Source organism: Dubosiella newyorkensis, from assembly GCF_001945605.1.
Lineage (GTDB): Bacteria > Bacillota_I > Bacilli_A > Erysipelotrichales > Erysipelotrichaceae > Dubosiella > Dubosiella newyorkensis.
In genome coordinates, this window is sequence record NZ_MPKA01000067.1 from 92,471 (window position 1) to 106,660 (window position 14,190).

Sequence of the window (14,190 nt, forward strand, 5' to 3'; positions counted from 1 at the left end):
TTCGTATTCTTTTCTTTTATTTAACCACAGAATGAAAGCGTATTCAAGATATGGAAGGCGCAGACAAATATTTCCGCAACATCTGCATCACCAAAGCGATATCGATCGGCTTTGGAATATGGGCATTCATGCCCGCTTCTTTCGCGCGGGTCGCGTCTTCATTGAACGCGTCGGCCGTCATCGCCAAGATCAATACATCCGCATCCGCCCTCTTGGAATGGCGGATCCTTTTCGCCGCCTCATAACCATCCATGTTCGGCATCCGGATATCCATCAAAATCGCGTCATAATAGCCGACCGAACTCGATTCGAAAAGATCGAGCGCCTCTTTTCCATCCTTCGCCCGCTCCAAAAGCAAACCTCGCTCCTCGAGAAGATCGTGCGCGATCTCATAATTGAGCTCGTTATCTTCCGCGATCAAGATCCGCTTTCCAGCAAGAGAACTATTCTCTTCCTTCTTTTCCACTTCCTTTTCTTCAAGCGTAAAGAACGGCTGTATCCCTTCATATAAAGAAGAAGGAAACAGAGGCTTTTGAATAAATCCATCAATACCCGCCTCTTTGGCTTGGCTTTGGATCTCCGAAAAATCATAAGCCGAAATCAAAATGATCGGGATCGGCTCGGCCACCTGTGCACGGATCCTTTTCGCCAATTCGATCCCATCGCAAGATGGCATCTTCCAGTCGAGAAGAACCACATCATAGTGCTTCTCCTTGAGCTTGTTCAGCGCCTTGTTCACATCGATATAGGATTCCAAAGAAATTCCCATCTGTTCGAGCGATTCCGACACCGTTTCGAGAAAGAGCGGATCATCATCGATCACCATGAGATTGAGCGGAGGCAAAGAAACAACCGTTCCTTGTGCGCTGGCCTTCTTCAGATCCAAAATGACATGGAACTGGCTGCCCGAGCCGATCTCACTTTCGATCAAGATCTGTCCGCCCATCGCGTCAATAATATGTTTCGTGATCGCCATTCCTAAACCACTGCCCTCTGTATGATCCACGACCTGGCTTCTTTCGCGCGTGAAAGAATCATAGATCTTGGCGATAAATTCTTTCGACATGCCAATACCCGTATCTTCCACGACCATATGAAGACGAATGAATTCAGGCTTGTCCTCTAAGGCCTCTTCTCGTAAGCTTACCGTGATCCGTCCGCCCTCTGGCGTAAATTTGATCGCGTTCGATAATAAATTCATAAAGATCTGGGACATCCGCACAGAATCGCCATATACGTTTTCATACTCCACGTTGCTCAAAAGCACATCAAAATCTTGATGCTTCGCGAGAACTTGGGGCTGAGCGATCGCCACAATGTCCCCCACAAGCTCTTTGAGCGATAAAACTTCATATTGCAGCGTCAATTTGCCGCTTTCGATCTTCGACATATCGAGCACATCGTTGATCAAACTCAAAAGATGCTTACTCGACTGCATGATCTTCAAAAGACAATGCTTCACTCGATCTCTATCCTCTTCATGCGCCAATGCGATCGTCGTCATTCCCATGATCCCATTCATTGGCGTCCGGATATCGTGCGACATTTTTGACAAGAATTCGCTTTTGGCGTTGCTAGCCACCATAAGCTTGTCATTTAAGATCCGAAGCTGCTCGATCTGACGCTTCGAGAACCGATAATATTGATAAAATCCGATCAATAAAACGCCAAAGATCAAGACAGAACCAAGACCGATCCAAAAGATCGTCTTCATGTTCAACCCATTGATCAAATCGTTGATCACGCCAAAAGGCATCGTCGTGATCAAATACGATTTTGTATACGGCAAAGGCGTCGCATAGATCCGGATCCTTTCTCCATGCTCCGTCCAGACATTCGAATACGTCTCGTTTTTCTCCATCGCTTGCTGTAGACCTTTGACATCTTCGGATTTCCAACGATCAAAATAAGACCCATTGAAACCGTCGTCCGAATCGCGGATCACATACGAGCCATCGTTGGCAATGATCAAGCTCGCCACCGGACTTTTCTCTTCCGGCTTAAATAGACGAGCCGCCAAGTCGGTAGCCGGAATCTCGCCCACTAAAGCTTTTCCACGATACGGGATCCCAAAAGCGATCACTCTCCCGTTTTGAGAGGTGCCTGTGCGAACGACGATCTCGCCATCTTGGATCCCCTTCAAAAAAGAAGCTTTACTGTTGAGCTCGCTTGGATCGCCATAGAGAAGATCTACATTTCCTTGACTATCGTAGATCGCCAAAGAACTCATCCCTTTTGTCTTGGCGCTCTCGATCATATCGGCTTGATCTTCATTCAAGCCGATCTCCGCGAGTTGGTCCAGCCTTGTCTCTACGATCGTCTCGAAATGCTGGACATTTTTATCGCTGATCCCTTCCATATAAATGTTTCCGATTTCAGTGATCGTCTTCACGCTATCGTGCTGCAGGACATAGATCAAGCCAGTCATGATGGCTACACTCAACACGATGAACCCAATAAAACAAAGGAGCATCGGCTTTAATGAAAAATTCTTTTGTTCATTCATATTTTCTCGATCGCTTGAATCGCCCGCTCATACACGGGCACAGTTTCCTCAAAAACAAGCACGCCCTGCTCATCCCATTCATGCCGCAAGAGATCCGATAATTGATTGGCTTGCATATACAGATCGTGCATGCCTAAATTCTGGCATACCCCTTTCAGTGTGTGGGCCGCCAAAAACGCTTGTTCCCGATCTTTGTTTTGGATCGCTTCCTGCAATGAAGCAAAGCTAGGATCGTCGATAAATTTCTTTAAAAACTTCACGATCATCTTATCGCTTGGAAGTCGCTTTCGGACCTCCTCGTACGAACCTCCTAATTCCTTAAAACAATCTTTTAATGTATACATCCTACTCTCCTTTATAGATTTTTAGACAACCGCGGCCGCTCCGCTTCGCTTCATAAAGCATAAAATCCGCCACATTGAACAAATCGTCAAAATTCCGTTTGATATATTCTGTACTTGCCACACCCATACTGATCGAAATCGGAAACCCTTTATAAGAGCCACTGCTGATCGTATGGAAGATCCGGTCCATGATCGTCTCCAAATTCCCTGGATATTGAAGCATGATCAAAAACTCATCGCCGCCGATCCGCCCGGCAATATCGAGCTTGCGGATCGAGCCTTGGATCCGTTTGGCTAAATAAGCAAGCACCTCGTCTCCAAAGGCGTGTCCATATTCATCGTTGGCGTTTTTGAAAAAATCAAGATCAAGGATCGCAATCGCGTACTCCATCATTTCGTCCGCTTCCTCGAGCCGTTTTTTCACTTGGATCTGGGTATAATTCTTATTTAAAAGACCAGTCAATTCATCGATCGAAGCGCTTCGCTCCAACATCTCGTGCGTCATCTTTTGAGAATGGATATCCAAAAGCAAGCCTAAATAGCCACGCACATCTTTTGGATCCTTTTCATGATAGAGCGGATGCAAAATGATCCGCCACCAATGCGGCTCTCCGCCATGCTCCGTCGAAAAATTAAAATCGATATCGTCCTCTTTCCCTTTTGAACATTCGATCTCGTGCAGGATCCGATCTATATTTTCTTTTCCTAGCTTTTCAAGCAAAAGAGGATCGTGCTGCGGATCCAGGATCGAAGAAGGGATCTCGTATTTTTTCGCCATCGAAGACGAGATCGTCAAAAACATCGGATCGAGCGAGATCTCAAAACGGATCTCCTGAGTCTTCTCTGAATAAAACGTATACGAGATCTGATCGCGCTTCGAAATCAGATCAAGCGCTTCTGCCGCAAAATCATCCCGCAACGAAGGCGTCAAGATCGGATCGGTGCATAAATCAAGGAACTCGCGCCGATCGCTGATGACCTCCATCTTTGCCATCTGCACGATCTCTTTGAGCTCCTTTTGCACCGTCGGATCTTTGAGCACTTGCAGAAGCAACGGATTGAAGCAGCCACATTCGCCATTCAAGATCATATCGATCGCTTTTTGCGGAGGGAACGCTTTCTTATAGACACGCTCCATCGTCAGCGCGTCATAAACGTCCGCGATCGCGACCACTTGCGCGCTGATCGGGATCTCGCTTCCCTTCAGGCCATCCGGATACCCGCTTCCATCAAAGCGTTCATGGTGCCATCTGGCGATCTGCTTTGAAACGATCATAAGCGGTTCGTTGCGATAATTCGGCACTTTATTCAAAATGTCATATCCGTTTTTGGCGTGCTTCTTGATCTGCTCGAATTCTTCTGGATCGAGGCGAGAGGGTTTGTTTAAGATCTTGGAAGGCACTGTGATCTTTCCGACATCGTGCAAGGAAGAAGCGAGCGCGATCTGCTCGATCGTCTCATTGTCCAATTTGAGTTGCGGATCGATCTCGGTCAGCTTTTTTAAAAGGACTTTCGTGATCTGCCGCACATTCAAGACGTGCTGTCCGCTCTCCTCGTTTCTAAATTCGACAATATGCGACAAGATGTTGATGAGCATGTCGCTTTGCTTGCCTTGCTCCTTAACCTGCTTTTGGACAAGGTATTGGAGCCGTTTTTGTTTGGCGTGCGCCAAGATCGTATTTTCGACACGATGTCGAACGATCGAGACATTGAACGGGCGAACGATAAAATCAAAAATCCCATATCCATACGCTTGATCGATAAACTCGCCATCGCTCTCTGCCGTGATCATGATGATTGGGATCTGGCTTAGCCAACCTCTTTGTTTCATGATCTTCAAAAACTCAAAACCATTCATGTGCGGCATATAGTAATCCAGCAAGATCAAAGAAATCCCATGCGGATCTTTTTCCACGACTTGAAGGCCCTCGAATCCGTTATCCGCTTTGATGATTTCATATTGCTCCTCCAAGATCTCGCTGAGCATCTCCTGATTGAAGGCCGAATCATCGACGATCAATATTTTTGGCTTTTGATCCATACTTATCGGACCTTTCTTTGAAAGGCGATCGGATCTTGGACAAAGCCGAGCGCCTTTTCCTTTGAGACGATTTTATTTCGCACCAGTTCTGCGATCGAATCGTCCATCGAGATCATTCCTTGTTCTTTGGAAGTATGGATCACGTTGTTGATCTGGAAGATCTTGCCTTCCCGGATCAAATTCGCGATCGCCGGAGTCACGATCATGATCTCGAAAGCAGGATGCAGCTTGCCATCTTCTCCAGGAATGAGCTGCTGCGAGACGACCGCTTTGAGCACCATCGAAAGCTGTACCCGGATCTGCGATTGCTGATTGGGCGGAAAGGCGTCGATGATGCGGTCGATCGTCTTGGCCGCCCCTAACGTATGCAAGCTCGACAAGAGCAGCTGTCCTGTCTCGGCGGCGCTGATCGCCGTTTGGATCGTTTCAAAATCACGCATTTCTCCAAGCAAGATCACATTGGGCGTTTGTCGAAGCGCGGCCCTTAGCGCCGCGGCATAATCCTTGGTATCGAGCGAGATCTCTCTTTGCGAGATCAAAGAACGCTTATGCGAATGGATGAATTCGATCGGATCTTCAAGAGTGATGATATGCCCACCCTTATTTTCGTTGATACGATCGATCAAGCACGCTAAAGTGGTCGACTTTCCGCTTCCCGCAGGCCCTGTGACCAGCACCATTCCATTTTTTGTGTTGGCCAGCTCTAAGATCGAAGGCAAGATTTCCATATGCTTTGGATCTGGCAAGCCAAAAGGGACGACCCGTACGACGCAGGCAAAAGAGCCTCTTTGTTTATAGGCATTGCATCGAAACCGTCCAAGAGAAGGAATGGCGAACGAAAAATCATCATCGCCGCTTTTTTTCAGCGTTTCTTTGTCGCGATCTGCTATTTTATAAATCTGGTCGATCCACATCGAAGAATCGCTGGGCATGATTTTCTTTTCAAAGAGCGGTTTCAATTTCCCTTCGGATTTGACTTGGATCGTGGCGCCCGGAATGATAAAAAGATCCGAACTTTTCTGAAGGATCGCTTCCTTCAAGATCTCTGAAATATCCATGCTTACTTCTCCTTTCCGTCCCATACTGGAATATGGGTGTCTTCGATCCAATCGGCTTTAGATTCGATCGTTTCCTTTTTGATTTGTACGCCTCCTGCCTCATTCACAAGCAAGACTTGAAGAACGCGGTTATCATCGATCGGGATCGTCACGCTCTCTTGAAAAGGCTCTTCCCCTCTCTCCATCCTCAAGCGTTTGATTTCTAGCTCGCTGATCGCTTCATGATACGCTTTAGAGGAGGCGATCGCTTGATCCACACGGGTATCTTGCATCTTGGCCGAATACAGCCCGAGCGTTCCAAAACAAATGAGCGCGAGCACTAAGGCGATCAGCACAAAAGACGCCGTTCCAATTCCTTTATTTCGCATCGCCATCTCCTTGTCCTTTGACCTTGCTTTCAAGATGGATCAATTCTTGATCTTGAAAAGACAATCTCAGATCGATCGTATGCAGGCCCTCTTCGTAAGAAGTCTTCTTTTCGAGAACATACTTTCCGTCTTCATCTTCTTCCATATAGGCGTCCATCCGGACCTGAAAATCTCGCCCTTCTTGTGGGTCGATCCGATACGCTTCGATCAGCTCCCCCATATAGATCTGGCCATAGCTTTTCGCTTGGGCCCTCTCATGGATCAAAAAGGTCTTGGCGTAGAGCTGGACGATCACCACCGAAGCGAGCGCAAAAAAGAAAAGAATGATGATCATTTCCATAAAGCTCGCGTTCCGATTTTTTTTCACGATCTCACTCCTTTCTTTGATGGACTAAGCGTTGTTCTTTCCCTTCTCGATTTCTTAAAATGATCTCGAACCGGCCATTTTCTTCTTCCACGATAAAACCAGGAAGCGATACGATCTTTTCTTGCGGTTTTTTTTCAAATGGCAGCTCGGAAAGAGCGCTCCATTCGTAGAGCGTTCCATCGATCTCGTAGATATACGTCGAATATCCATCGTATTGAAGGCAGAGCGCTCCATTTTCGATCTGAATATCCTCGTATCCGTTCCGCAATTTATTTTGAATATATAAATAGGCGGTCCGCAGGTTGTTGGACGCCTCGTCTTGCGAGGTGATCGTTCCATACACACGTGTACCTAGAAGGACAAGGATCAGCGAGAACAAGACGAACAAGCCATAAAGCGTAAAGATGAAAAAATCTTGCCAGCTTCTCTTCTTCATCTTCAATTTCCTCCTCGCTCGATCACGATGATCCGCGGCCGCAAGTTTTCTGCGAGCACTTCGTAGCGAACGATATATCGCTCTGCATCATAATGGATCGACTCGTCGCTAAGCAGCTCCTGCAAGCTAGCCGGATAGCGGCCCTCTAAAGCGTATTGGTTGACGATCGCTTCCTCCAAGCTTTCTTGAAGCAGCTTGGTCGATTCGCTGCTAGTCTTTGCGCTGATCAAGCCGATCGCGAAAATAGCGATCGCGATGATCGAGAAAAGCGCGAGCCCTAAACGAAATTTACGCATACCTCGCTCCTAGCCCATCGAAAGCATGAGCGAGATCAGCGGCAGCATCGTCGAAAGAAGGATGCCGCCAACGATCAGTGTCAGCAGCGCCACGATTGTTGGCTCGACGATCGATACGATATGCTCGATCCCTTCATCGACTCGCTTTTCATACAAATCGGAAAGCTCCATAAAGACTTGGTCGACTTGGCCTGTTTCGTTGCCGACTTCGATCATTTTTTCTTGAAGGGGAGCGAAAAGATGGGAGGCTTCGATCGCTTGATCGAAATCATTGGTTTTCAAAAATGTCTCATAGCACGTTTTCGCTTGTTTTTGAGAGCTTGCTGTCGGCATAAAGCGCGGCAGAAGCTCGATCGTCTCCTCTAAGGAGTATCCGCTTCTTAGCGCCATCGACACGACTTGTGAAAAACGCTGAGCGGCTTGGGCTTCAAAGATATGGTGCAATGGCGGAATAAAGCGCGCCGCCTTGAGCAAGATCTCTTTACCTTGATGGCGTTTATATAAAATATAAAGGAGGATGGCCGCGATTCCGATCAATGCTGTCAAGACAAGGATGGCGTAGCCGATCCCGATCCCGATATTCAAGATCGGCGTTTCTTCTTGGGAAATCCCTAGGTTTTCATAGACGCGGATAAAGACTGGGATCACCTGGATGACCATCACGCCAATGACGATCGCCATCATGAATAAAAGAATGAGCGGATAGGTCAAAGCGGAGCGAAGCGTTTCTTTCAAGCGGGCTTCTTTTTTATAGTATTCGGAAAGAAGATGAAGGACGCTTTCTAAATTGCCTGTCAGTTCGGCGATCTTGATCATTTGCAGAAAATAAGCGGGGAAAGCGTTTGTTTCTTTGAACGCTTCATACATCGTTTTTCCTTGCTTGATGTAGGTGTTGATCGTTTCTAACAGGGCCCCGTATTCGCTTTGACGATACGAGGAAGCGAGAATATCGATCCCATCGTAAAAGAGGATCCCCGATCGTAAGATCATCGAGCATTGGGAACATAAAATAGCGAGTTGTTCGGCGCTCATCGTGTATTTTGATTTTGTTGGCATGCTCAATACCTCCTGTCTTCTATATAGTCTTCGGTTTTGTTTTTATTGTTTTTGCCATAGGTCGGATCGTACCATGTCCATTCGCCATCGATCTCGACTTGGTTCCAGGCATGATAGATCCCTTCGCTGGATAGATCCCCCATCACAAGGCGGGTCGGGATATTTTGGGCGCGCAGCATCGCGGCCATAAGGGCGGCATAGTCGAAGCAGATCCCTTTTTTTTCTTGAAGCACTTGTTCAAGATTGGGGATATAGCCCGCCTGGACATTGGCGGCCTTTTCGTTGTCGTAATCCATGTATTGGATGAGGTAGTTATAGATGGCGTCGATCTTTTCTTGATCGCCCTCGAGTCCATCGCACAGATCGTACGACAATAAAATGGCGGGATATTCGTGGGTATACCACACGAATTGATTGGGAAAGACAAAAACGCGGTCCTCCTGTTTTTGTTGAACAGATAGATCTTCCGAATAGATCTGGGCGTATTTGTTGTCTTGTATATTTTGATAAAACGTGATCGAATATTCACCATTTCCCATCTGCAGTGGGAAAACGCTGTATTCCATATTGGAAGGGAGAGTATAGGTGTATTGGTCGGTGCCAAGCTGGATGCGGCATTTCAGCTTCGCATCAAAAGGCTGGAGCGTCCGGACCATGACATAGCCATCGCTCGTGTTGGAGGCGTCGATCTCGATCTGGCCATTCGATAAGACGACTTCGTTCGAAGAAGAAGGCTCGTTGATCGTGATCTCGCCTTTGTAGATCGAACCCGGCTCGATTTCTTGAAATTTTGTAGACTGAGAGGAGCAAGCGCTAAAAAAAAGACAAAAAAGCGCGAGGATCCATCGATATACACGCCACATTTGCCTTTCCCCCCTTTCTTATTTTAGAAAATATAACATATTTCACCCTTTTTAGCAAACGTCCTATGCACCTGACTTGAAAATCCAAAATTTATGTGATTTTATGAATTTTTACCAAAAAAAATAGAAGATGAACTCTTTCATCTTCTATTCACGAACTCTTCGAAAAGCCATTTGGCCAACTAAGGCGCCTTCGCCTGTCGCGGTCACGACTTGTCTGAGCTGCTTGTCGACAATATCCCCTGCCGCGTACAAGTTTTTCACGCTCGTTTCCATGTCGCGGTCGACCATCACGTAGCCATGCTCATTGGTTACACCTAGATCTTTGACGGCTTCGCTTAAAGGATCGGAGCCGATATAAGGGAAGATCCCCGCGCATTCGATCGTTTTTTCTTCGCCTGTCTTCACGTTTTTGATCACGATGCCTTTGACGATCTCATCAAAGAGCACTTTTACTGGCACGTGCTCGCGGATGATCTCGATCTTGTCGTTGTGCTCTACATCGTATTGAAGCTTGGATTCGGCCCGGAATTGATCGCGCCGGATGACGATATAGATCTTATTGACGAACTGCGTCAAATAAATCGATTCCTCAAGCGCGGAGTTTCCGCCCCCGATCACGACGACATCTCTTCCTCGAAAGAAGGCGCCATCGCAAACAGCGCAATACGAAACGCCTTTCCCGATGCCTTCCTGTTCGCCAGGAATGTTCATCATCCGCTCTTTCGTTCCGGTCGCGAAAAGGACAGCTTTAGCTTTGATCGTATTTCCATCTTTTAAATGGATCGTTTTGTCTTCATCGACCTTTTCGACTTCTCCAGCCACATAGTCGGCGCCAAAAGCGAGCGCTTGATCGAACATCGTCATCGCCAGCTCCGCGCCTCCCATTTCTTTGATGCCTGGATAATTTTCGATATGATACGTTTTTAACAGCTTTCCGCCTGGAGCGCCCGCTTCGATGATGCATGTATCGAGTCCGGCACGAGAGGCGTACAAGGCCGCGCTCATGCCTGCAGGTCCAGCGCCCACGATCACAAATTCATATTCTTTTTTCATCGATCCTTCCTCCTTGATCGTTGATCTACGCTTCCTCTTCTTCGTCGCGGTTTTTCGCGATCTCCTTGAGGACGCGTTCTTCAAATTCTTTTGCTGAATCGGTACCTTGGATCAGCAATAAATAATTCATCACAGCCGTTTCAATGATGGTGGCCATTGGCCGCCCCGCGCTGACAGGGATCCGCATTTCTAAGATCTTGATTCCAAGGATCTCTTGATACGTTTTTTCTTCGATGCCTACCCGGTCATAATCGCTTGTGCTTCTAAACGATTCGAGCGTGATCATCAGATCGATATTGGTCTGTTTCGTGATCGAGGCGATCCCATACATTTTTTCAACATCGATGATACCGACTCCTCTAAGTTCCATGAACCCTTCGATCATCGGCGTTGGCCGGCCGATCAGCTGATTATGGATCCGGAAGCAGTCGACCCGATCATCCGCGACAAGCTGATGGCCGCGCTGGATGAGCTCTAGAACGATTTCGGATTTTCCCATCCCGCTTTTTCCGGTGATCAATACCCCCACGCCATGAACCCGCACGAGTTCGCCATGAAGGATCATCGACTTGGCGAGTCTTTCATCAAGATAATTCGTTATGTTGACGATCACGTGCGACGTTTTTTCCTCCGAGCTGAAAACGGGAAAGTTTTTACGGTTCGCGATCTCTTTGAGCACTTCTGGACAAGCGTTGCCATTGGTGATCAAGATCGCTGGCGTTTTTGGCCCTGTCAAATATTCAAAGGCGCGTCGCTGCGAGATCTCGTCCATTTCGGAGTGGATATATCCGATCTCCTTGTCGCCAAGGACCACAAGACGTTTGACTTGGGTGCCTGGGAAATAGCCGGCGAGCTCCAAGCCCGGACGGTTCGTATCGACTTGGGTGAGCGGTCGCTGCAAAGCTTGGGCGTTTCCTGTGATGACGTTCCACATAAATTTTTCTACGATGTCTTTGACAACGACTTTGCTCATAATGTTCTACTCCTGTTCTAATAGTGGTTTTAAATATTGGCCTGTGTAGCTTTCTTTGACTTGAACGATTTCTTCTGGAGTGCCTGTGGCGACGACTTGTCCGCCATCGACTCCGCCTTCTGGACCAATATCAATGATATAGTCGGCGTTTTTGATCACATCGAGATTGTGTTCGATCACGACAACTGTATCTCCATTATCTACTAGGCGCTGTAAAACCTCAATGAGTTTTTTGACATCATTCGAATGAAGCCCGGTCGTCGGCTCATCGAGAACGAACAGCGTCTTGCCCGTGGCTTTTTTCTGCAGCTCGCTGGCGAGCTTGACGCGCTGGGCTTCGCCTCCCGATAAAGTGGTGGCGCTTTGTCCTAGCTTGATATAAGAGAGTCCGACATCTTTGAGTGTTTGAAGCTTGTGACGAATTTTTGAAATATTCGAGAAGAATTCAGTCGCTTCTTCCACTGTCATTTCTAACACGTCGGCGATCGTTTTGTCTTTGTATTTGACTTGAAGCGTTTCTTCGTTATAACGCTTTCCGTGGCATACATCGCAAGGCACATATACGTCAGGCAAGAAATGCATCGAGATCTTTTTGATCCCATCTCCTTGGCACGCTTCGCATCGCCCCCCTTTGACATTGAAAGAAAAGCGGCCTTTTTCATATCCTAGCAGCTTGGCTTCTTTCGTTTGGGCGAATAAGTCGCGGATATCGTCGAACACACCCGTATAGGTGGCTGGATTGGAGCGAGGGGTCCGCCCGATCGGATCTTGGGAAATCTCGACGAGCTTGTCGATCTGTTCCATGCCTTCGATCTTTTTGCAGGCGCCTGGCTTGATGCGCACACGGCCCAATGAATGCTGGATGCCGTGGGTGAGCACCTCGGTGACGAGCGATGATTTTCCTGAGCCCGAAACGCCGGTCACGACAGTCAGCGTGCCTAATGGAAAGTCGACGCTCACATTTTTGAGGTTGTTCTGCGTCGCCTTGATCACACGCACCTTTTGGCCATTGCCTTTCCGGCGACTCGTTGGCACTTGGATCTTTTTGCGACCGGACAAATAGTCGCCTGTGATCGAATTAGGATTGGCCATGACTTCTTCTGGGGTCCCAGCGGCCACGATTTCTCCACCATGCACGCCGGCGCCAGGTCCGACATCCACGATATAGTCGCTCGCGCGCATCGTGTCTTCATCGTGTTCGACTACGATAAGCGTATTGCCTAGATCGCGCATATCTTTGAGCGTATGGATGAGTTTGTCATTATCCCGCTGATGGAGTCCGATGCTTGGCTCGTCCAAGACATACATGACGCCTGTCAGCTTGGAGCCGATCTGGGTCGCAAGACGGATCCGCTGCAGCTCGCCGCCAGATAGGGTGCCAGAGAGCCGATCCAAGCTCAAATAGGTCAAGCCGACATTGGATAAAAATTCAAGGCGCGACTTGATTTCTTTGATAATGAGCGCGGAGATCTTTTGCTGGGAAGGATCGAGCTGCAGATCGTTCATGAATCGAAGGGCGTCCTTGACTGACATTTGGGTCCATTCATAAATATTTTTTCCGCCCACTTTGACGGCGAGCACTTTGGGATTCAAGCGAGCTCCATGACACGTTTGACATTCTGTCTCGCCAATGAAGGAGCCATACCATTCGCGGTTCCAGCTCGAATTGGTTTCAAGAAAGCGGCGTTCGATCATAGGCACGACGCCTTCGATATAATCGTATTTTTCGGAATTGGTTCCCGATCTTGAATAGAGCGTATAGCGGATCTTTTCGTGGGAGCCATACAAAACATAGTTGAGCTTCTTTTTCGGGATCTTATTGATCGGTGTATCGACAGAAATATCGTAATGGTCCAAAAGCGCCTTCATGCGCTGCCATTCGAGATTTTCCGTATTTACGATATTTTTATAATAGTGGATCCCCCCTTGGGCGATCGAAAGGCTTCGGTCAGGGATCAAGAGGTCGAGATCGACTTTTTGTTCGATACCAAGACCTTTGCATGTCGGACAAGCGCCTAATGGCGCATTGAAGGAAAACAGCTTTGGTTCGAGTTTTGGAACGGTGAAGCCGCAGATCTTGCACGCGTAGTTGCTCGACAGCAAGATCTCTTCATCGCCCGCTAAGACACTCACCATCCCTTCGCCTAGATTGGCGGCGGTTTCTAAAGAATCATAGAAGCGGGAGCGGTTGTCGCTTTTGACGATCCGGTCGATGACGATATCGATATCGTGCTTCTTGTTTTTTTCTAATGGCTCCATTTCTTCGATCATGACGATCTGTCCATCGATCCTGGCGCGGATATAGCCTTCCTTGATCATTTTATCGAGCACATCTTTGAAGGTTCCTTTTTTGCCCCGCACAAGAGGAGCCATGATCGTGCAGCGCGTCCGGTCAGGAAGGATCATCATTTGATCGACCATTTCGCTGATCGTGCTGCCGCTGATCGGTTCTCCATGCTCTGGACAATAAGGCACGCCGATCCGAGCGTAAAGCAAGCGCAAATAGTCGTAGATCTCGGTCACGGTCCCGACTGTGGAGCGCGGGTTGTTGGAGGTCGTTTTTTGATCGATGGCGATCGCAGGAGAAAGTCCATCGATTTGATCGACGTCTGGCTTTTCGCTGTTGCCTAAAAATTGACGGGCATACGCGGAAAGCGATTCCATATAGCGTCTTTGTCCTTCGGCATAGATCGTATCGAAGGCGAGGGACGTTTTTCCAGATCCCGAGACACCCGTCATGATGACAAGCTGGTCGCGCGGGATCTTTAAATCGATATTTTTTAAATTATTTTCACGAGCCCCTTTAATCGTTATATATTGATCCAT

The 14,190-nt window shown here is 47.8% G+C and carries 13 protein-coding genes; all 13 read right to left on the minus strand.

What is annotated here, in order from left to right; genetic code table 11:
• Positions 1-43 precede the first annotated feature (43 nt).
• The 13 genes from BO225_RS07195 to uvrA all read right to left on the minus strand — a co-directional run bounded on the left by BO225_RS07195 (position 44) and on the right by uvrA (position 14,190).
• A complete protein-coding gene (locus BO225_RS07195) occupies positions 44-2,506 on the minus strand; it encodes a hybrid sensor histidine kinase/response regulator (protein WP_076341579.1) in 2,463 nt (820 codons plus the stop codon).
• Positions 2,503-2,850 (minus strand): Hpt domain-containing protein, encoded by a 348-nt coding sequence (locus BO225_RS07200; protein WP_076341580.1) that lies wholly within the window; start codon positions 2,848-2,850, stop codon positions 2,503-2,505. The genes BO225_RS07195 and BO225_RS07200 overlap by 4 nt, the downstream gene beginning before the upstream one ends.
• Position 2,851: 1 nt before the next feature.
• Positions 2,852-4,891 (minus strand): bifunctional diguanylate cyclase/phosphohydrolase, encoded by a 2,040-nt coding sequence (locus BO225_RS07205; RefSeq protein WP_076341581.1) that lies wholly within the window; start codon positions 4,889-4,891, stop codon positions 2,852-2,854.
• Between the two features lie 2 nt (positions 4,892-4,893).
• Positions 4,894-5,949, minus strand: coding sequence for a type IV pilus twitching motility protein PilT (locus tag BO225_RS07210; protein WP_076341582.1), 1,056 nt, complete (start codon positions 5,947-5,949; stop codon positions 4,894-4,896).
• A 2-nt stretch (positions 5,950-5,951) separates the two neighbouring features.
• Complete coding sequence (locus tag BO225_RS07215; RefSeq protein WP_076341583.1) at positions 5,952-6,317, minus strand: hypothetical protein; 366 nt, start codon at positions 6,315-6,317, stop codon at positions 5,952-5,954.
• Positions 6,307-6,684 carry a hypothetical protein gene (locus BO225_RS07220; protein ID WP_076341584.1) on the minus strand — a complete coding sequence of 126 codons (378 nt, stop codon included), beginning with the start codon at positions 6,682-6,684 and terminating at the stop codon, positions 6,307-6,309. Before BO225_RS07220 ends, BO225_RS07215 begins: the two co-directional genes overlap by 11 nt.
• 4 nt (positions 6,685-6,688) lie before the next feature.
• A complete protein-coding gene (locus BO225_RS07225) occupies positions 6,689-7,120 on the minus strand; it encodes a DUF4860 domain-containing protein (RefSeq protein WP_076341585.1) in 432 nt (143 codons plus the stop codon).
• Between the two features lie 2 nt (positions 7,121-7,122).
• Positions 7,123-7,416 (minus strand): hypothetical protein, encoded by a 294-nt coding sequence (locus BO225_RS07230; protein WP_076341586.1) that lies wholly within the window; start codon positions 7,414-7,416, stop codon positions 7,123-7,125.
• A 9-nt stretch (positions 7,417-7,425) separates the two neighbouring features.
• On the minus strand, positions 7,426-8,472 hold the full coding sequence (locus BO225_RS07235; protein WP_076341587.1) for a type II secretion system F family protein: 1,047 nt from the start codon (positions 8,470-8,472) through the stop codon (positions 7,426-7,428).
• Positions 8,473-8,474: 2 nt separating this feature from the next.
• The gene (locus BO225_RS07240; RefSeq protein WP_076341588.1) at positions 8,475-9,335 is read right to left on the minus strand and encodes a transglutaminase-like domain-containing protein; all 861 of its coding nucleotides are present in this window, start codon (positions 9,333-9,335) and stop codon (positions 8,475-8,477) included.
• A gap of 147 nt (positions 9,336-9,482) precedes the next feature.
• The gene (locus BO225_RS07245) at positions 9,483-10,391 is read right to left on the minus strand and encodes an NAD(P)/FAD-dependent oxidoreductase (RefSeq protein WP_076341589.1); all 909 of its coding nucleotides are present in this window, start codon (positions 10,389-10,391) and stop codon (positions 9,483-9,485) included.
• A gap of 25 nt (positions 10,392-10,416) precedes the next feature.
• On the minus strand, positions 10,417-11,364 hold the full coding sequence (gene hprK, locus BO225_RS07250; RefSeq protein ID WP_076341590.1) for an HPr(Ser) kinase/phosphatase: 948 nt from the start codon (positions 11,362-11,364) through the stop codon (positions 10,417-10,419).
• A gap of 6 nt (positions 11,365-11,370) precedes the next feature.
• Positions 11,371-14,190, minus strand: a complete 2,820-nt coding sequence (uvrA, locus tag BO225_RS07255) for an excinuclease ABC subunit UvrA (RefSeq protein WP_083632133.1) — start codon at positions 14,188-14,190, stop codon at positions 11,371-11,373.